The sequence below is a fragment of the Streptomyces sp. NPDC005794 genome (genome assembly GCF_042871445.1).
Lineage (GTDB): Bacteria > Actinomycetota > Actinomycetes > Streptomycetales > Streptomycetaceae > Streptomyces.
The window spans coordinates 17,702-35,912 of record NZ_JBIAIN010000019.1; the positions used below are offsets into that span (position 1 = coordinate 17,702).

Genomic DNA, 18,211 nt, shown 5'->3' on the forward strand with positions numbered 1-18,211 from the left:
TGAAAACATGCACAAGCCGTTGCCTACGATGGTGCGCGTGGAAACCCCCATCTCCTACATCGCCAAGCGCTGGACTCCGTCGGCGAAGACGGCCAAGCGCGCCGCACTCTCCGCGGTGATGATGAGCGTCTTCATCATCGTCACCGGCGGCGCGGTACGGCTGACCGGTTCCGGTCTGGGCTGCGACACCTGGCCCAAGTGCACCGACGACAGCCTCTTCGCCACGCCGGAGCAGGGCCTGCACGGCGCCATCGAATTCGGCAACCGGATGCTCACCTACGTCCTGTCGGCCGCGGTCGGCTGGGCGATCATCGCGGCACGCGCCCTGAAGCCCCGCCGGCGCGGTCTCACCCGCCTGGCGTGGTCGCAGTTCTGGCTGGTGATGGGGAACGCCGTCATCGGCGGCATCACTGTCTGGGCCGGCCTCAACCCGTGGTCGGTGGCCGGGCACTTCCTGCTCGCCAACTGCCTGCTCACGGTGGCCGTGATCACCTGGGTGCGGATCGGCGAGGGCGACGGCGCGCGGCGCCCACGGGCCCCGCGGCCGGTGCGGCAGCTGTCCTGGGCCGTCGTCGGCACCACGGTGGTCCTGATCGTGCTCGGCACCACCGTGACCGGCTCCGGCAAGCACGCCGGTGACAGCAGCGACGTACCGCGCATGCCGTGGGACTGGAGCGCGGCCGCACACATCCACGCCATCGCCGCCTGGGTCGTCTGCGCCCTGGCCATCGCGATGTGGTTCGCCCTGCGCGTCGTCGACGCCCCCGCCGACACCCGGGCTCGCGCCCGTGACCTGCTGATCGTGCTGGTGGCGCAGGGCGTCATCGGATACGTGCAGTACTTCAACGACGTACCGGAGATCCTGGTCGGCCTCCACATGTTCGGCTCGGCCCTGCTGTGGATCGCGGTGCTGCGCCTGCTGCTGTCGCTGCGGGAGCGCCCGGCGGCCGATGTCGGTGTTCCCGCGCCGACGGCCGGAGAGCAGCCGGAGCACGCCGCCGCGCACTGAGCAAGAGCGCCTCCCCGGTACGATTCGCCCGGCGTTTCGGCCATAGCGCTCCGTGCCTCTGGACCGGCTCCGCCCCGCCCCTCCACCATGGTCCCGGTCTCCGACCGAGCGTCCGTCGGCGAAGGGTGGGGCAATGGGCATGTGCTCCGGGGAACACCGCATGAACTGCTTCTACGAGAAGGCCTTCCCCGTAGGGGCCTTCCAGGACCGCGCCCAGCCGCTGCGCCGCGGTGAGCTCGCCGCGGTTCCGACGGCCGGGCCACTGCTCATACCGGTGGCCGCGGTGTTGCTGCTGGTGGCCGACTTCTCCTGGAAGCTGGCCGGACTCGAAATCCTGCTCGTCCCCGTCCTGGTGCTCCTGGCACGCCGACGGATCCGTGGCAGGCACGAGGCCCGCGAGAAGGCGGCGGTGTTCGCCGAGCGCGCGCATCCGGCCGCCGGCAACGACCGGTCCGGCGCGGACATCCGGCACTGCTCCGGCTGCACACGCGTCCTCGTGCGGAAGAAGGACACCGACTCCCCGGACGACTACACCTCCCCCACCGACGCGGACGGCTGGGAGGCGTGGGCCCGCGACCAGGGAGCGGACTTCGGCCCGGCGTCCGGGCCGGCCGAGCCGAAGCCCGAGGCCGGGCCCGAACCCGAGCCCGGGAAGCCTTAGGCCTTGTCGTTGGACGGGCCGCCGACCTGGATCCCGGCCATCCGGGACCACTCGTACGGACCGGTGCGGACCTTCGCCGCGAATTCGCCGTCGAAGTTCTCGTGGACCGTGATGCCGGCCTTCCGCGTGGCGCTCTCCGCGACGGCGTGGGAGGGGGCGACCAGGTCGCCCCAGCCGCCGTCCTCACCGACCAGCACGATGCGGGTACCCGTCTGGCCGAGGTAGGCGAGCTGCCCCTCGGCGCCGCCGTGCTCCTTGGCGAAGGCACCGATCTGCTTGGCGAGCTTCGCGGCCCTGCGCTCGGCGCGGGCCGCGTGCTTGCTGTCGTCCGTCTGCTGGGTCTGGGGCTCTGCCGTCTCTGCCATGGACAGGATGCTACCGACGGGTAGATCAACTGGCGACGGGCGGGGGGCGTGGCATCGGCCACGTCCCCCGCCCGTCGGCGGAGCTTCGGTGCGTGCGGGACTACCTCAGGAACGGGTCCACCGCTACGGCGACGAAGAGGAGCGAGACATAGGTGATGGACCAGTGGAACAGCCGCATCTCCTTGAGCTTGCCGCCGGTCACGCCCGCCTTCGCCCGGTTCTGCAGGCCGTGCGCCTCCCAGAGCCAGAAACCACCGGTCAGCAGCGCCACCGCGGTGTAGAACCAGCCGGTGTAGCCCAACGGGGTGAGCAGCAGCGAGACGGCGACCATGACCCAGCTGTAGACGACGATCTGGCGGGCCACCACCTGGTTGGAGGCGACGACCGGAAGCATCGGGACGCCGACCCGGGCGTAGTCCTCCTTCACCTTCATCGACAGCGGCCAGTAGTGCGGCGGCGTCCAGAAGAAGATGACGGCGAAAAGAATCACCGCGGCCCAGGACATCGAATTGGTCACGGCGGACCAGCCGATGAGTACGGGCATGCAGCCGGCGATTCCGCCCCAGACGATGTTCTGCGAGGTCCGGCGCTTCAACAGCATCGTGTAGACGACGACATAGAACAGAAGTGCGCCGAGTGCGAGCGCCGCCGAGAGCCAGTTGACGAGGAGTCCGAACCAGACCGTGGAAATCACCGCGAGGGCGATTCCGAAGGCCAGGCACTCACGCGGGCTCACCATGCCGGTGACCAGCGGCCTCTGCGACGTACGGTCCATGAGCGCGTCGATGTCGCGGTCGATATACATGTTGAGCGCATTGGCACCGCCCGCGGAGAGATATCCGCCGACGGTGGTGGTGACTACGAGCAACAGATCAGGCACGCCCTGAGCGGCGAGGAACATCACCGGAACGGTGGTGATCAGCAGCAGCTCGATGATGCGCGGCTTGGTAAGAGCCACGAATGCCTTGATGCGGGCCCCGAACGGGCGTTGGCCCGCTGGGCTCGGAGTCAAGGCGACCCCTGCGGGTCGGGACTCGACGGCCGTCACGCACACCCCTGACAGAGAAATCCCAGCAAGCTCCGGGCGTGAAGGCGGCCCGGTAAAGACTTGCGCGAACCAGACCACTGTAGACGTTGGGCATACGCCGCTCTTCGCGGGGGTGGGGTCGTGTTGGGGTGGCGCAGAAGTGAACGGAGGCGCTCATACGGGAGGCGAACTCCGCAGGTCGCCCGCACTGTGGAAAGGGCAGAAGTACCGCCTTGTGACGGGGGTAGGCTCGACAATGCCCGGTGCGGTAACCAGTCACCGGTTTACGAACAGTGGAGAGGAGCCCTGACTCAGGGTGAGCACCAAGCCGACCACCACAGACCTTCAGTGGACCGAATTGGACCAGCGGGCCGTGGACACCGTCCGCGTCCTCGCCGCGGACGCCGTACAGAAAGTCGGAAACGGCCACCCGGGTACGGCGATGAGCCTGGCTCCTGCCGCGTACACCCTCTTCCAGAAGGTGATGCGTCACGACCCGGCGGACGCGGACTGGACCGGGCGCGACCGGTTCGTACTGTCCGCGGGCCACTCCAGCCTGACGTTGTACATCCAGCTCTACCTCGCCGGGTACGGCCTGGAGCTGGACGACCTCAAGGCCTTCCGCACCTGGGGTTCCAAGACCCCGGGCCACCCGGAGTACGGCCACACCACCGGTGTCGAGACGACGACCGGCCCCCTCGGCCAGGGTGTCGCCAACGCCGTGGGCATGGCGATGGCCTCCCGCTACGAGCGCGGTCTCTTCGACCCGCAGGCGGCCCCCGGCACCTCCCCGTTCGACCACACCATCTGGGTCGTCGCCGGTGACGGCTGCCTCCAGGAGGGCATCTCGGCGGAGGCGTCCTCGCTCGCCGGCCACCAGAAGCTCGGCAACCTGGTGCTGCTGTGGGACGACAACCACATCTCGATCGAGGGCGACACCGAGACCGCGGTCTCCGAGGACACCCTGAAGCGCTACGAGTCCTACGGCTGGCACGTCCAGCGTGTGGACCAGCTGCCCAGCGGTGACCTGGACCCCGAGGGTCTCTACCGCGCGCTGCAGGCCGCCAAGGCCGAGACGGAGCGCCCGTCGTTCATCGCGGCCCGTTCGATCATCGCCTGGCCCGCCCCGAACGCCCAGAACACCGAGGCCGCGCACGGCTCGGCGCTCGGCGACGACGAGATCGCGGCCACCAAGCGGGTGCTCGGCTTCGACCCGGAGAAGACCTTCGAGGTCTCCGACGAGGTCATCGCGCACACCCGTGAGGCGCTGGACCGCGGCCGTGAGGCCAAGGCCGAGTGGGACAAGAGCTTCGCCGCGTGGCGCACCGCCAACCCGGAGCGCGCCGCCGACTTCGACCGCATCGCCGCCGGCGAGCTGCCCGCGGGCTGGGAGGACGAGCTCCCGGTCTTCGAGGCCGGTCACGGGGTCGCCACCCGTGCCGCCTCCGGCAAGGTCCTGCAGGCGCTCGGCGGTGTCATCCCCGAGCTGTGGGGCGGCTCCGCCGACCTGGCCGGCTCGAACAACACCACGATCGACAAGACGTCGTCGTTCCTCCCGGTGGGCAACCCGCTTCCCGAGGCCGACCCGTACGGCCGGACGATCCACTTCGGCATCCGCGAGCACGCCATGGCCGCGGCCATGAACGGCATCGCGCTGCACGGCAACACCCGCATCTACGGCGGCACCTTCCTGGTGTTCTCCGACTACATGCGCAACGCCGTCCGCCTGTCCGCGCTGATGCACCTCCCGGTGACGTACGTCTGGACGCACGACTCGATCGGTCTCGGCGAGGACGGCCCGACCCACCAGCCGGTGGAGCACATCGCCTCGCTGCGTGCCATCCCGGGCCTGAACGTCGTCCGCCCGGCCGACGCCAACGAGACGACCATCGCCTGGCGCGAGATCCTCAAGCGCGGCAAGAAGGACTACGGCAAGAGCGCCCCGCACGGTCTGGCGCTGACCCGTCAGGGCGTGCCCACCTACCCGGCGAACGACGACGCGGCCAAGGGCGGCTACGTACTCTTCGACGCCGAAGGCGGCGAGGCGCAGGCCGTTCTGATCGCGACGGGCTCCGAGGTCCAGCTGGCCGTCGAGGCCCGCGACGAGCTCCAGGCGGCCGGTGTGCCGACCCGTGTGGTCTCCATGCCGTGTGTCGAGTGGTTCGAGGAGCAGGACCAGGCGTACAAGGACAGCGTGCTGCCGCCGTCCGTGAAGGCCCGGGTCGCCGTCGAAGCCGGCATCGGCCTCACCTGGCACCGGTACGTGGGCGACGCCGGCCGGATCGTCTCGCTGGAGCACTTCGGTGCGTCGGCGGACGCCAAGATCCTCTTCCGCGAGTTCGGCTTCACCGCCGCGCACGTGGCGGAAGCCGCCCGGGAATCTCTCGCATCCGCTGCGCGCTGACGCGATTACACGATTAGTAGGAGATGTAATTCTCATGACAGACGCACTCAGGCGCCTCTCCGACGAGGGCGTGGCGATCTGGCTGGACGACCTGTCGCGCAAGCGGATCACGTCCGGCAACCTGGCCGAGCTGATCGACCAGAGCCACGTCGTGGGTGTCACGACCAACCCGTCGATCTTCCAGAAGGCGATCTCCTCGGGTGACGGTTACGAGCAGCAGCTCACCGACCTCGCCGCCCGCAAGGTCACCGTCGAGGAAGCCATCCGCATGATCACGACGGCGGACGTCCGTGACGCCGCCGACATCCTGCGTCCGGTCTTCGACGCGACGCAGGGCCAGGACGGCCGGGTCTCCATCGAGGTCGACCCGCGCCTGGCCCACAACACCGTGGCCACGGTCGCCGAGGCCAAGCAGCTGGCCTGGCTGGTGGACCGGCCGAACACGCTCATCAAGATCCCGGCGACGAAGGCCGGCCTGCCGGCGATCACCGAGACCATCGCGCGGGGCATCAGCGTCAACGTGACCCTGATCTTCTCGCTGGAGCGCTACCGCGAGGTCATGGACGCCTACCTGGTGGGCCTGGAGAAGGCGAAGGCCGCGGGCCTCGACCTCTCCAAGATCCACTCCGTGGCGTCCTTCTTCGTGTCCCGCGTGGACACCGAGATCGACAAGCGTCTGGACGCGGTCGGCAGCGACGCGGCGAAGGCGGCGAAGGGCAAGTCCGCCCTCGCCAACGCCCGGCTGGCCTACGAGGCGTACGAGGAGGTCTTCGCGGGCGACCGCTGGGCCGCCCTGGACAAGGCGCAGGCCAACAAGCAGCGTCCGCTGTGGGCTTCCACCGGCGTCAAGGACCCGTCGCTCAAGGACACCCTGTACGTCGACGACCTCGTCGCCCCCAACACGGTCAACACCATGCCGGAGGCGACGCTGGAGGCCGTGGCCGACCACGGCGACATCACCGGCAACACCGTCGCCGGTGGCTACGACCAGGCCCGCGCCGACCTCGAGGCCATCAAGAATCTCGGGGTCAGCTACGACGACGTCGTCCAGCTGCTGGAGGACGAAGGCGTCGAGAAGTTCGAGGCCGCCTGGAACGACCTGCTCAACTCGACCGAGGCCGAGCTCGATCGCCTCGCTCCTTCGGAGGGCTGACCACCTTGTCTGGTGTTCCCGGAGCCAACCCGCTCCGTGACGCCCAGGACCGACGGCTCCCGCGTATCGCGGGGCCGTCGGGCCTGGTGATCTTTGGCGTCACGGGCGATTTGTCCCGTAAAAAGCTGATGCCCGCTGTCTATGACCTGGCCAACCGCGGCCTGCTGCCACCGGGCTTCTCGCTCATCGGCTTCGCGCGCCGCGACTGGGAGGACGAGGACTTCGCCCAGGTCGTCCACGACGCCGTCAAAGAGCATTCCCGCACCCCGTTCCGCGAAGAGGTCTGGCAGCAGCTCAGCCAGGGCATGCGTTTCGTCCAGGGCAACTTCGACGACGACGCGGCGTTCGAGACCCTCAAGGGCACGATCGAGGAACTCGACAAGGCGCAGGGCACGGGCGGCAACTTCGCCTTCTACCTGTCCGTGCCGCCGAAGTTCTTCCCCAAGGTCGTCGAGCAGCTCAAGAAGCACGGGCTGGCCGACCAGAAGGAAGGCAGCTGGCGGCGGGCCGTCATCGAGAAGCCGTTCGGTCACGACCTGGAGAGCGCGCAGGAGCTGAACCAGCTCGTGCACGACGTCTTCCCGCCGAACGAGGTCTTCCGTATCGACCACTACCTCGGCAAGGAGACGGTCCAGAACATCCTGGCGCTGCGCTTCGCCAACACGATGTTCGAGCCGATCTGGAACAGGTCGTACGTCGACCACGTCCAGATCACGATGGCCGAGGACATCGGCATCGGCGGCCGGGCCGGTTACTACGACGGCATCGGCGCGGCCCGTGACGTCATCCAGAACCACCTGCTCCAGCTGCTGGCGCTGACGGCGATGGAGGAGCCCGGCTCCTTCCACCCGAAGGCCCTGGTCGCCGAGAAGCTGAAGGTGCTCACGGCGGTGGAGCTGCCCGAGGACCTCGGCAAGCACACGGTGCGCGGACAGTACGCGCACGCCTGGCAGGGCGGCGAGGAAGCGCTCGGCTATCTGGAGGAGGACGGTATCGACCCCAAGTCGAAGACCGACACCTTCGCCGCGATCAAGCTGACGATCAACAACCGCCGCTGGGCGGGCGTGCCGTTCTATCTCCGCACCGGCAAGCGCCTCGGCCGCCGGGTCACCGAGATCGCGGTCGTCTTCAAGCGCGCCCCGTACCTGCCCTTCGAGTCCGGTGCGACGGAGGAGCTCGGCGGCAACGCCCTGGTCATCCGGGTGCAGCCGGACGAGGGGGTCACGGTCCGGTTCGGCTCGAAGGTGCCGGGGACGTCCATGGAGGTACGGGACGTCACGATGGACTTCGCCTACGGCGAGTCCTTCACCGAGTCCAGCCCGGAGGCGTACGAGCGGCTCATCCTCGATGTGCTGCTCGGTGACGCCAACCTCTTCCCGCGCCACCAGGAGGTCGAGCTCTCCTGGAACATCCTCGACCCGATCGAGGAGTACTGGGACAAGCACGGCAAGCCCGCCCAGTACCCGGCGGGCACGTGGGGACCGGCCGAGGCCGACGAGATGCTCGCACGCGACGGACGGAGCTGGCGCCGGCCATGAAGATCGATCTCACGGAAACCACGTCCAGCAAGATCAATCAAGCCCTGGTCTCGGCGCGCCGCTCCATCGGCACGCCCGCCATCGGCATGGTGCTCACCCTCGTCATCGTCACCGACGAGGAGAACGCCTACGACGCGCTCCGGTCGGCGAGCGACTCCTCCCGCGAGCACCCGTCGCGGATCATCGCGGTGATCAAGCGGGTCAGCAAGTCGCCGCGCGCCCGGCGCGACGCACGGCTCGACGCCGAGATCCGGGTCGGTTCCGACGCGGGCTCGGGCGAGACCGTCGTGCTGCGTCTGCACGGTGAGCTGGCCAACCACGCCCAGTCGGTCGTCCTGCCGCTCCTGCTGCCGGACGCCCCGGTCGTGGTGTGGTGGCCCGAGGACGCCCCTGCGGACCCGGCCAAGGACCCGCTGGGCGCGCTCGCCCAGCGCCGCATCACCGACACCTACTCCGCCGAGCACCCGCTCGACGAGCTGTCGGTGCGCGCGGCCACGTACCGGCCCGGGGACACGGACCTGGCCTGGACGCGCATCACGCCGTGGCGCTCGATGCTGGCGGCGGCGCTCGACCAGCAGCCCGCGCAGATCGTCTCCGCGACGGTCGAGGGCGAGTCCGACAACCCGAGCTGCGAACTGCTGGCCATGTGGCTCGCGGACCGGCTCGGGGTCCCGGTGGAGCGCACCCACTCGGGCGGTCCCGGTCTGACGGCCGTGCGGCTGGAGACCAAGAACGGCGCGATCGTTCTGGACCGGCCCGACGGCTCGCTGGCCACGCTCAGCATGGCCGGCCAGCCGGACCGCGCCGTCGCGCTGAAGCGGCGGGAGACCGCGGAGCTCCTCGCGGAGGAACTGCGCCGTCTGGACCCGGACAACATCTACGAGGCCACGGTGAAGTTCGGCGTGGAGCGCCTCGGCGGACCCACGGAGCCGTCGTCCGTGGGTACGGGGCAGAAGCGGCCGGAGCCGGCGGGTTCCGCCGCCCCTGCCGCGAAGAAGGCGGCGGCCAAGAAGGCGGCGTCGAAGTGAGCGCACCGCAGCTCGTCGTGCACCGCGACAAGGAGCTGATGGCTCAGGCCACGGCGGCCAGGCTGATCACGAAGGTCGTGGACGCCCAGGCCGCCCGCGGTTCCGCCTCGGTGGTCCTCACCGGCGGGCGGAACGGCAACGGCCTGCTGGCCGCTCTCGCCGCCTCGCCCGCCCGGGACGCGATCGACTGGTCGCGGCTCGATCTCTGGTGGGGCGACGAGCGGTTCCTGCCCGAGGGCGACCCGGAGCGCAATGTCACGCAGGCCCGTGAGGCCCTGCTGGACACGGTGGAGCTGGACCCCTCCCGGGTCCACGCGATGCCGGCGTCCGACGGGCCGTACGGCGGCGACGCCGACGCGGCCGCCGCGGGGTACGCGGCGGAACTCGCCGCCGCGGCGGGCCCGGAGGACCACGGGCCCGTTCCGACGTTCGACGTGCTGATGCTGGGCGTCGGCCCGGACACCCATGTGGCGTCGCTCTTCCCGGAGCTGCCCGCGGTGCGGGAGACCGAGCGCACCGTCGTCGGTGTGCACGGCGCCCCCAAGCCGCCGCCCACCCGCGTCTCGCTCACGCTGCCCGCCATCCGGGCGGCGCGTGAGGTGTGGCTGCTGGCCGCGGGGGAGGACAAGGCGGAGGCGGCGGAGATCGCGCTGTCCGGGGCCGGGGAGATCCAGGCACCGGCGGCGGGAGCGTACGGCCGTAGCCGCACCTTGTGGCTGCTGGACGCCGCGGCGGCCTCGAAGCTGCCGCGGGCGCTGTACCCGCCCGCGTCGGCGTAGGAGAGCGTGACAACGGCCCGGCCCGCTCTTCGTAGCGGGCCGGGCCGTTCGCCATGTCGTGCGGCAACCGGCCGCGGGGTGGAGCAGGACCGGGGCACTTCGCTCCGTTCCGGCCGACGGCAGCGCGCACAGGGCCCTGACTTGTCGGCTCAGCCACGCTCCAGGAAGGGCTCCAGCAGCCCCGGGACGGCGTCGGCGGCGAAGACGAGGCCCTCCGACGCGTCGGTGTCGTGCGCCGTGTAGGCGCCGCCTCCGGCGGCCGTCGTGGCGGTGACGCTCAACAGCCCGGCACGGCGCTGGAAGAAGGACTGCCGCACCGACCAGCCGATCACCCCGGACCGCTGCAGAGCCGCGGTGGAGCGCCGGACCGAACCGGAGCGGGTCACCAGGTAGCCGCCGCTGAGTGTGTGCCCCAACGAGCGGTACGCGTCGAGGGCCAGCAGCACGGCGACGGGCACCGACACCACCGCGCAGCCGAGCGCGGTCCACAGCAGTACGGGGGTCAGCAGGACGCCCAGCAGTACCTGGACCAGCACGGGCGCCAGGGTCACCGCCAGGGCACGGCGCAACCGTCGCCCACGGGCCGCCCGGGGGTGCGCGGTGAGCGGGGCGCCCGTCGGGGTGACCGGCTCGCGCAGCACTTCCGCGGCGATGGTGTCGGCCAGTGCACGGGGCGCGGCCGGCAGCAGCGTGTTGTGGTCGGCGCTCCGCGACTCCTCGTCGCTGCTCAGGCCGGTGGCGATCGCGTCGACCCGGGCGGCGCCCGCCAGCCGCGCGCCGAGGGGTTCCACCAGGTCCACCCCGCGCAGACGCCGTTCCTCGACGGACAGGGAGCGCGAGGTGAACAGTCCGCGCCGCACCCGCAGGGTGCCGCCCTGTTCGCGCTCCAGGCGGTAGTTCCACCACATCTCGATCCACAGCCCGAGTGCTCCGATCACACCGGCGACCAGGGCCGCCACGACCAGGGCGACGATCATCCAGACCAGCGGGGTGTCCCGAAAGCGGTCGGCGATCCAGTGGATCACCTCGGCCTGCGCCCCGACCCACTCGCTGACCTGCATCACACCGCCGGCCGCAGCACCACCGAGCAGGGGCGTGGCGAAGGAGACGGGTGCGTAGCGGATCCACCGGGTGTCGAGCGTGGCCAGTTCGCCGTCGCGGTGCGTCCCGGCGACCTCGGCGACGGCGCGGTCGAGGAGGTCACGGCGCAGCCGCTCGCCCTCGGCACGGGCGACGGGGTCCAGTTCGAGGGTGGAGTCGCCGCCCGCGTGCTCCCCGGTGCCGATCCGCACCGTGACCAGCCCGAGGATCCGCAGCAGCGGATGGGCGGTGAGGTCGACGCTGCGGATCCGCTCGCGGGCCAGCGAGCGGCGCTTCACCAGGAGGAGTCCGGTGTGCAGGTCGACGCGCTCGGCGCCGACACGGTACCGGGTGCGCCGCCACCGTACGTAGTCGCCGGCGGCCGCGCAGCCGATCAGCAGGGCGGCTCCCGCCAGGGCCCAGCCGACGGCTGTCGCGTACCCGAGACGGCCGGACAGCGCGACCGTGACCGGCACGGCCGCGCCCGCGGCCACTCCCGCCGTGACCAGCGCGGTGACCAGGACCGTACGGGGATGGAGCCGCCGCCAGCCGGGGCCGCTGTCGGCGGCCGTGCTCATGTGGCGTCCCCGGGGGTGTCCTGGGTGATGCGGGTCAGCCGCTCGACGAGATCGGCGGCGACCTCGTGGGTGAGCCCCTCGATCTGTACGGCGCCCTTGGCGGACGCGGTGGTGACGGTGACCGTGGCCAGCCCGAAGAGCTGTTCCAGGGGGCCGCGCACGGTGTCCACGGTCTGGATGCGGGACATCGGCGCGATCCGCCACTCCCGCAGAAAGGCCCCGGTACTCACGTAGACCGCCTCGTCGGTGACCTCCCAGCGGTGGGTGCGGAACCACCAGAAGGGAAAGAGGACGGCGCACAGCAGGCCTCCGGCCGCGAGCACCGCGGCAGGCAGCAGCAGCCAGAACCTGGCGGGCTCGATGAGCGCGCCCAGGATGCCGAGGACCGCGACCGGGGCCGCCGTCAGCAGCAGCCACTGGGTCCGCCACCACCCGACCGCCCGCCGGTCCGGTGCGTTGCGCGGCGGCCTGAGCCGTACCGTCCCCTCCCCCGTGGTCATGGCTCAGCGGCCCCGCAGCGAGCGGTACGCCGAGACGAGCGCGGCGGTGGAGCTGTCCAGCTGTTCGCCGCCCGTGCCCTCGGTCAGGACCGGCTCGATCCTCTTGGCGAGTACCTTGCCCAGCTCGACGCCCCACTGGTCGAAGGAGTCGATGTTCCAGACGGCGCCCTGGACGAAGACCTTGTGCTCGTACAGCGCGATCAGCTGGCCGAGCACCGAAGGGGTGAGCCGGTCGGCGAGGATCGTGGTGGTCGGGTGGTTGCCGCGGAACGTCTTGTGCGGCACCAGCTCCTCCGCGACACCTTCCGCACGGACCTCGTCAGGCGTCTTGCCGAAGGCGAGGGCCTGGGTCTGCGCGAAGAAGTTGGCCATCAGCAGGTCGTGCTGGGCGATCAGCCCGGGCAACAGGTCCTGGACCGGGGACGCGAAGCCGATGAAGTCGGCCGGGATGATCTTCGTACCCTGGTGGATCAGCTGGTAGTAGGCGTGCTGCCCGTTGGTGCCGGGGGTGCCCCAGACGACCGGTCCGGTCTCCCACTCGACCGGATTGCCGTTCCGGTCCACGGACTTGCCGTTGGACTCCATGTCCAGCTGCTGCAAGTACGCGGTGAACTTGGACAGATAGTGGCTGTACGGCAGGACCGCGTGGGACTGCGCGTCGAAGAACTGGCCGTACCAGACGCCCAGCAGGCCGAGCAGCAGCGGGGCGTTCTCCTCGGCGGGCGCCCTGCGGAAATGCTCGTCGACGAGGTGGAATCCGTCGAGCATCTCGCGGAACCGGTCCGGGCCGATGGCGATCATCAGCGAGAGGCCGATCGCCGAGTCGAAGGAGTAGCGGCCGCCGACCCAGTCCCAGAACTCGAACATGTTGGCCGTGTCGATGCCGAAGTCCGTGACCTTGTCCGCGTTGGTCGACAGCGCCACGAAGTGCTTGGCGACGGCTTCCTGACCGGCCTTCAGCCCGGTGAGGAGCCAGTCGCGGGCGGAGGTGGCGTTGGTGATGGTCTCGATCGTGGTGAAGGTCTTGGACGCGACGATGAACAGCGTCTCGGCCGGGTCCAGGTCACGGACGGCCTCGTGGAGGTCCGCACCGTCGACGTTCGACACGAAGCGGACGGTGAGCGAACGGTCCGTGAAGGAGCGCAGCACCTCGTAGGCCATGGCCGGTCCGAGGTCGGAGCCGCCGATGCCGATGTTCACGATGTTCTTGACCGGCTTGCCGGTGTGACCGGTCCACTCCCCTGCCCTGACCCGGTCGGAGAAGGCGGACATCCGGTCGAGGACGGCGTGCACGGCCGGCACCACGTTCTCGCCGTCGACCTCGGTCACGGCGTCGCGCGGGGCGCGCAGCGCGGTGTGCAGGACGGCGCGGTCCTCGGTGGTGTTGATCTTCTCGCCGCGGAACATGGCGTCCCGCAGCCCGGCGACGTCCGTCGCCACGGCGAGGGCGCGCAGCAGACGGAGCGTCTCGTCGGTGACCAGGTGCTTGGAGTAGTCGATGTGGAGGTCGCCGACCCTGAGGGTGTACGCGGCCCCACGGTCCGGCGTGTCCGCGAACAGCCGGCGCAGATGCGTGTCGCCGAACTCCTCACGGTGCTTACCGAGAGCCGCCCACTCGGGCGTCTGGTTGAGCTTGGTTCGGCTTTGTGCGTTCATCCCGGAAATCGCCCACTTCTTCTCGTACCTGCAACCTTCCCCGCTGCCCCTCCAACCTAAATGATCCGGGGGGTGTGGCGGGGCATCGGCGGGCTACGGAGCGACCTACGGATTCCGGCCGGACACCCAGGGGGTGGCCGGCCGGTGAACAACGTCTAGATCTCGCCGCGGAGCTTCGCGAGGGCTTCCGCGAGGATGGCCTCGCCGTCCGCGTCGCTGCGCCGCTCACGCACGTACGCCAGGTGCGTCTTGTACGGTTCGGTGCGCGGTGGCGCCGGCGGGCTGTCCCGGTCCTGTCCGGCCGGGAAGCCGCAGCGCGGGCAGTCCCAGGTCTCCGGTACCTGCGCGTCATGGGCGAAGCTCGGCTGCGTCTCGTGCCCGTTCGAGCACCAGAAGGAGATGCGGAGGCGCGGCGCGGACTCGCCTCGCTCGGCCTCCCCCATCGGCCCCGCTCCGACCCGGCTTCCCCGGATCGCGTTGCCACTTGCCACGGTCGTAACTCCCTGCGTGATGGTGCTCGAAGATGCCCCAGTCTACGTAAGGCCCAACGCGCGTCCAGTGAAAGGAGTTACACCCTCACCGGGAATCGCCGACGACGGGTCAGCTGTCCAGCTTGATGAGCAGGGCGAGGACGACAATGCACGCGAACCAGCCCAGACCGACCACGACGGTGATGCGGTCGAGGTTCCGCTCGGCAACCGAAGAGCCACCCACGGAAGACTGCATTCCACCACCGAACATGTCGGAAAGGCCGCCGCCCTTTCCCTTGTGCATCAGCACCAGCAGCATCAGCAGCAGGCTGAAGACGATCAGGGCGATCTCGAACGCCAAAACCACGGCTGGTCCCTACTTTCCGGAATTCCTAGGACTGCATGTACGAACAGCGGGGGCCAGAGGGTAGACCCCCCTCGGCCCCCGCAAGGGTACGACGGATCCGCGCTACCGCATACTCACTGGTCGCGGAACCGGACGATCTTGACGAACTCGTCGGCGTCGAGCGCGGCGCCGCCGATCAGGGCACCGTCCACGTCGGGCTGCGCCATGATGGCCGCGACGTTGCCGGACTTCACCGAGCCGCCGTACTGGATGCGGACGGCGTCGGCCAGCTCCTGCGAGTACAGCTCGGCCAGCCGGCTGCGGATCGCGCCGCAGACCTCCTGGGCGTCCTCGGGGGTGGCGACCTCGCCGGTTCCGATGGCCCAGACCGGCTCGTAGGCGATCACGACGGACTCGGCCTGCTCGGCCGGGATGTCCTTCAGCGCGCCGTCGAGCTGTGCGAGCGTGTAGGAGACCTGGTCACCGGCCTTGCGGATGTCCAGGCCCTCGCCGACGCAGAGGATCGGGGTCAGGCCGTGCTTGTACGCGGCCTTCACCTTGGCGTTGCAGACCTCGTCGTCCTCACCGTGGTACTGGCGGCGCTCGCTGTGACCTACGGCCACGTACGTGCACTTCAGCTTGGCAAGCATGGGACCCGAGATCTCACCGGTGTAGGCGCCGGAGTCCTGGGCCGAGATGTCCTGGGCGCCGTACTTGATCTTCAGCTTGTCGCCGTCGACCAGGGTCTGCACGGAACGCAGGTCTGTGAAGGGCGGCAGGACGGCGACCTCGACGGCGTCGTAGTCCTTGTCGACCAGGGCGAAGGAGAGCTTCTGGACGTGTGCGATGGCCTCGAGGTGGTTGAGGTTCATCTTCCAGTTGCCCGCCATCAGCGGGGTGCGGGTGCTCATCAGGGGTCAGTCCTCCAGTGCGGCGAGTCCGGGAAGCGTCTTGCCCTCGAGGTATTCGAGGCTGGCGCCGCCACCGGTCGAGATGTGGCCGAATGCGTTCTCGTCGAAGCCCAGGATACGGACGGCCGCAGCGGAGTCCCCACCGCCGACGACGCTGAAGGCCTGGGAGTCGACGAGGGCCTGGGCGACCGCCTTGGTGCCCTCGGCGTAGTCGGGGTGCTCGAAGACGCCCATCGGGCCGTTCCAGAAGACGGTGGCCGCGTCGGCGAGCTTCGCTGCGTACAGCGTGCGGGTCTCGGGCCCGATGTCCAGACCCTCCTGGTCGGCCGGGATGGCGTCGGCGGCGACCGTGGTGGGGTTGGCCGGGGCCTTGGTCTTCAGGTCCGGGAACTCCCCCGCGACGAGGACGTCGACGGGGAGCACGAACTCCACACCGAGCTCCTCGGCCCGCTTGAGGTAACCCTGGACGGCCGGGACCTGGTCCTCCTGGAGCAGCGAGATGCCCACCTCGTGCCCCTTGGCCTTGAGGAAGGTGTACGCCATGCCGCCGCCGATCAGGATGCGGTCGGCCTTCTCCAGCAGGTGGTCGATGACGCCGAGCTTGTCGGAGACCTTGGCGCCGCCGAGGACCACGGCGTAGGGGCGCGCGACGTCCTCGGTGAGCTTCTTCAGGACGCCGACCTCGGTGGCGATCAGTCCGCCGGCGGCGTGCGGCAGCCGGGCCGGGAGGTCGAAGACCGAGGCGTGCTTGCGGTGGACGGCACCGAAGCCGTCGCCCACGTACACATCGGCGAGCTCGGCGAGCTGGTCGGCGAAGGCGCCGCGCTCGGCGTCGTCCTTCGACGTCTCACCGGCGTTGAAGCGGAGGTTCTCGATGACGGCCACCTGGCCGTCGGTGAGGGCGGCGACCGTGGCGCGGGCGGACTCGCCGACGGTGTCGGTCGCGAAGGCGACCTCGGCACCGAGCAGTTCACCGAGGCGCGCGGCGGCGGGGGCCAGCGAGAAGGCCGGGTCCGGGGCGCCCTTCGGGCGGCCGAGGTGCGAGGCGACGATGACCCGCGCACCGGCTGCGGCGAGCTCGGCGACCGTCGGCCGGACGGCGCGGATGCGACCGTCGTCGGTGATCGTGGTGCCGTCCAGCGGCACGTTGAGGTCGGCGCGGACGAATACCCGCTTGCCCGCGACCCCTTCGGCGAGAAGTTCGTCGATCGTCTTCATCTGTTCCCATACTCCTTGGAAGGACTGATGAGCATGCAAGGGGGCTCGAACGGCGCCGCATTGCGCCGTCCGAGCCCCTCACATCACACCTGGATGCCTGCCGATCCTAGGATCAGAGCTGGCCGCCGACGAAGACGGTCAGGTCGACGAGGCGGTTGGAGTAACCCCACTCGTTGTCGTACCAGCCGAGGATCTTCACCGAGTTGCCCTCCTGGACCATGGTCAGGGAGGAGTCGAAGGTGCAGGACGACGGGTCGCCGACGATGTCCGAGGAGACGATCGGGTCCTCGGTGTAGGTCAGGAAGCCCTTGAGGTCGCCGTCGTCGGAAGCCTTCTTGAAGGCGGCGTTGACCTCGTCCTTGGTGACCTCGCGCTGCAGGGTCACGACGAGGTCGGTGGCGGAACCGGTCGGGACCGGGACACGCATCGCGATGCCGTCGAGCTTGCCCTTGAGCTGCGGGAGGACCAGGGCGGTCGCCTTGGCGGCGCCCGTCGTGGTCGGGATGATGTTCTCGGCGGCGGCGCGGGCGCGACGCAGGTCCGAGTGCGGGAAGTCCAGGATGCGCTGGTCGTTCGTGTACGCGTGGACCGTCGTCATCAGGCCCTTGACGATGCCGAAGTTCTCGTCGAGAACCTTGGCCATCGGCGCCACACAGTTGGTGGTGCAGGAGGCGTTGGAGATGACGTGGTGGTTGGCCGCGTCGTACTTGTCCTGGTTGACGCCCATCACGATGGTGATGTCCTCGTCCTTGGCCGGAGCCGAGATGAGGACCTTCTTGGCGCCACCGGCGATGTGCTTCGCGGCGTCGGCCTTCTTGGTGAAGATGCCGGTCGACTCGATGACGATGTCGACGCCCAGCTCACCCCAGGGGATGTCCGCCGGGTTGCGCTCGGAGAGCACCTTGATGGTGTGCCCGTCGACGGTGATGGTGTCGGCGGTGTGGCTGACCTCTGCCTTGAGACGACCCAGAATGGTGTCGTACTTCAGCAGGTGAGCCGTGGTCGCAGTGTCACCCAGGTCGTTGACAGCCACGATCTCGATGTCCGCACCCTGCTCCAGCAGCGCGCGGAAGTAGTTACGACCGATGCGGCCAAAGCCGTTGATGCCTACGCGGATCGTCACGAACCGATCTCCTCGTTAGGAACGCCGGTTTCGATGCCGGCGAGTTTTATAGGGATGTCCCCGACCGCCTCCGACCCTACCTCTCCGAAGGCTCCGGGGTGACATCGAGAGGGACGCCGGGAAGAGAGATCCTCTTACTCCCCGGTAGGAGTAAGGAAATCCGGCCGGACGGACCGGCGAGGACGACCACCGCGCACCGCATGACCACCGAGCGTCAACCTCCGGCCGACCCGGCCCCCTTGTGGGGACCCGGTGGACGCCGGCTTCGGCTCGCCCACTGTCACCGGCAGTCACCAACGGCGGCCGCTGACGCGGGCTCAGCCCTGACACCCCTCCCCGCCGCCCGCACCCGCGAATGCCGCCCG

At 69.8% G+C, this 18,211-nt stretch carries 17 protein-coding genes; 7 read left to right on the forward strand and 10 right to left on the reverse strand.

The genetic code is table 11. From position 1 onward, the window contains the following. The first annotated feature begins 28 nt into the window (after positions 1 to 28). Both ACFYQ5_RS27150 and ACFYQ5_RS27155 read left to right on the forward strand, forming a co-directional pair. Positions 29 to 1,009 carry a heme A synthase gene (locus ACFYQ5_RS27150; protein WP_389201253.1) on the forward strand — a complete coding sequence of 327 codons (981 nt, stop codon included), beginning with the start codon at positions 29 to 31 and terminating at the stop codon, positions 1,007 to 1,009. 160 nt (positions 1,010 to 1,169) lie between these two features. Beyond that, a complete protein-coding gene (locus ACFYQ5_RS27155; RefSeq protein WP_389201255.1) occupies positions 1,170 to 1,670 on the forward strand; it encodes a hypothetical protein in 501 nt (166 codons plus the stop codon). Here ACFYQ5_RS27155 and ACFYQ5_RS27160 read toward each other — a convergent pair. Both ACFYQ5_RS27160 and ACFYQ5_RS27165 read right to left on the reverse strand, forming a co-directional pair. Next, a complete protein-coding gene (locus ACFYQ5_RS27160) occupies positions 1,667 to 2,035 on the reverse strand; it encodes a hypothetical protein (RefSeq protein WP_389201256.1) in 369 nt (122 codons plus the stop codon). The two genes, ACFYQ5_RS27155 and ACFYQ5_RS27160, sit on opposite strands and share 4 nt — an antisense overlap. Positions 2,036 to 2,135: 100 nt before the next feature. Further along, positions 2,136 to 3,089, reverse strand: coding sequence for a heme o synthase (locus ACFYQ5_RS27165; protein ID WP_389201258.1), 954 nt, complete (start codon positions 3,087 to 3,089; stop codon positions 2,136 to 2,138). Positions 3,090 to 3,378: 289 nt separating this feature from the next. Between ACFYQ5_RS27165 and tkt the strand changes: the two genes are divergently transcribed. From tkt to pgl, 5 genes are read left to right on the forward strand one after another with little or no spacing between them, the layout of a single operon-like run. After that, positions 3,379 to 5,466: a transketolase gene (gene tkt, locus ACFYQ5_RS27170; RefSeq protein WP_389201259.1), complete on the forward strand. Its 2,088-nt coding sequence runs from the start codon at positions 3,379 to 3,381 to the stop codon at positions 5,464 to 5,466. Positions 5,467 to 5,500: 34 nt separating this feature from the next. Further along, positions 5,501 to 6,619, forward strand: a complete 1,119-nt coding sequence (tal, locus tag ACFYQ5_RS27175; protein ID WP_389201261.1) for a transaldolase — start codon at positions 5,501 to 5,503, stop codon at positions 6,617 to 6,619. A 5-nt stretch (positions 6,620 to 6,624) separates the two neighbouring features. Then, complete coding sequence (zwf, locus tag ACFYQ5_RS27180) at positions 6,625 to 8,157, forward strand: glucose-6-phosphate dehydrogenase (RefSeq protein WP_389201263.1); 1,533 nt, start codon at positions 6,625 to 6,627, stop codon at positions 8,155 to 8,157. Next, positions 8,154 to 9,185 (forward strand): glucose-6-phosphate dehydrogenase assembly protein OpcA, encoded by a 1,032-nt coding sequence (opcA, locus tag ACFYQ5_RS27185; protein ID WP_389201266.1) that lies wholly within the window; start codon positions 8,154 to 8,156, stop codon positions 9,183 to 9,185. Before zwf ends, opcA begins: the two co-directional genes overlap by 4 nt. Continuing rightward, positions 9,182 to 9,964 carry a 6-phosphogluconolactonase gene (gene pgl / locus ACFYQ5_RS27190; RefSeq protein ID WP_389201268.1) on the forward strand — a complete coding sequence of 261 codons (783 nt, stop codon included), beginning with the start codon at positions 9,182 to 9,184 and terminating at the stop codon, positions 9,962 to 9,964. Before opcA ends, pgl begins: the two co-directional genes overlap by 4 nt. Positions 9,965 to 10,113: 149 nt before the next feature. Here pgl and ACFYQ5_RS27195 read toward each other — a convergent pair whose 3' ends face one another. The 8 genes from ACFYQ5_RS27195 to gap form a co-directional block, all read right to left on the reverse strand. Next, positions 10,114 to 11,622, reverse strand: coding sequence for a PH domain-containing protein (locus ACFYQ5_RS27195; protein ID WP_389201270.1), 1,509 nt, complete (start codon positions 11,620 to 11,622; stop codon positions 10,114 to 10,116). After that, a complete protein-coding gene (locus ACFYQ5_RS27200; RefSeq protein WP_389201272.1) occupies positions 11,619 to 12,122 on the reverse strand; it encodes a PH domain-containing protein in 504 nt (167 codons plus the stop codon). Before ACFYQ5_RS27200 ends, ACFYQ5_RS27195 begins: the two co-directional genes overlap by 4 nt. Positions 12,123 to 12,125: 3 nt before the next feature. Further along, the gene (pgi, locus tag ACFYQ5_RS27205) at positions 12,126 to 13,778 is read right to left on the reverse strand and encodes a glucose-6-phosphate isomerase (RefSeq protein ID WP_389201273.1); all 1,653 of its coding nucleotides are present in this window, start codon (positions 13,776 to 13,778) and stop codon (positions 12,126 to 12,128) included. A 155-nt stretch (positions 13,779 to 13,933) separates the two neighbouring features. Further along, positions 13,934 to 14,269, reverse strand: a complete 336-nt coding sequence (locus ACFYQ5_RS27210) for an RNA polymerase-binding protein RbpA (RefSeq protein ID WP_078598194.1) — start codon at positions 14,267 to 14,269, stop codon at positions 13,934 to 13,936. A 109-nt stretch (positions 14,270 to 14,378) separates the two neighbouring features. Further along, on the reverse strand, positions 14,379 to 14,615 hold the full coding sequence (gene secG, locus ACFYQ5_RS27215) for a preprotein translocase subunit SecG (RefSeq protein WP_031094498.1): 237 nt from the start codon (positions 14,613 to 14,615) through the stop codon (positions 14,379 to 14,381). 113 nt (positions 14,616 to 14,728) lie between these two features. Then, positions 14,729 to 15,505, reverse strand: coding sequence for a triose-phosphate isomerase (tpiA, locus tag ACFYQ5_RS27220; protein ID WP_389201274.1), 777 nt, complete (start codon positions 15,503 to 15,505; stop codon positions 14,729 to 14,731). Between the two features lie 6 nt (positions 15,506 to 15,511). Next, entirely contained in the window at positions 15,512 to 16,723 is a 1,212-nt protein-coding gene (locus ACFYQ5_RS27225) for a phosphoglycerate kinase (protein ID WP_389201276.1), read from the reverse strand. 112 nt (positions 16,724 to 16,835) lie between these two features. Further along, the gene (gene gap, locus ACFYQ5_RS27230; protein WP_329227566.1) at positions 16,836 to 17,846 is read right to left on the reverse strand and encodes a type I glyceraldehyde-3-phosphate dehydrogenase; all 1,011 of its coding nucleotides are present in this window, start codon (positions 17,844 to 17,846) and stop codon (positions 16,836 to 16,838) included. Between the last annotated feature and the right edge of the window lie 365 nt (positions 17,847 to 18,211).

What these genes read in the sequence shown, in the direction of transcription:
- ACFYQ5_RS27150 (WP_389201253.1), top strand. Translation starts at nt 29, where the DNA reads ATGGTGCGCGTGGAAACCCCCATCTCCTACATCGCCAAGCGCTGGACT.
- ACFYQ5_RS27155 (WP_389201255.1), top strand. Translation starts at nt 1,170, where the DNA reads ATGAACTGCTTCTACGAGAAGGCCTTCCCCGTAGGGGCCTTCCAGGAC.
- ACFYQ5_RS27160 (WP_389201256.1), bottom strand. Translation starts at nt 2,035, where the DNA reads ATGGCAGAGACGGCAGAGCCCCAGACCCAGCAGACGGACGACAGCAAG.
- tal (WP_389201261.1), top strand. Translation starts at nt 5,501, where the DNA reads ATGACAGACGCACTCAGGCGCCTCTCCGACGAGGGCGTGGCGATCTGG.
- opcA (WP_389201266.1), top strand. Translation starts at nt 8,154, where the DNA reads ATGAAGATCGATCTCACGGAAACCACGTCCAGCAAGATCAATCAAGCC.
- ACFYQ5_RS27195 (WP_389201270.1), bottom strand. Translation starts at nt 11,622, where the DNA reads ATGAGCACGGCCGCCGACAGCGGCCCCGGCTGGCGGCGGCTCCATCCC.
- ACFYQ5_RS27200 (WP_389201272.1), bottom strand. Translation starts at nt 12,122, where the DNA reads ATGACCACGGGGGAGGGGACGGTACGGCTCAGGCCGCCGCGCAACGCA.
- pgi (WP_389201273.1), bottom strand. Translation starts at nt 13,778, where the DNA reads ATGAACGCACAAAGCCGAACCAAGCTCAACCAGACGCCCGAGTGGGCG.
- tpiA (WP_389201274.1), bottom strand. Translation starts at nt 15,505, where the DNA reads ATGAGCACCCGCACCCCGCTGATGGCGGGCAACTGGAAGATGAACCTC.
- ACFYQ5_RS27225 (WP_389201276.1), bottom strand. Translation starts at nt 16,723, where the DNA reads ATGAAGACGATCGACGAACTTCTCGCCGAAGGGGTCGCGGGCAAGCGG.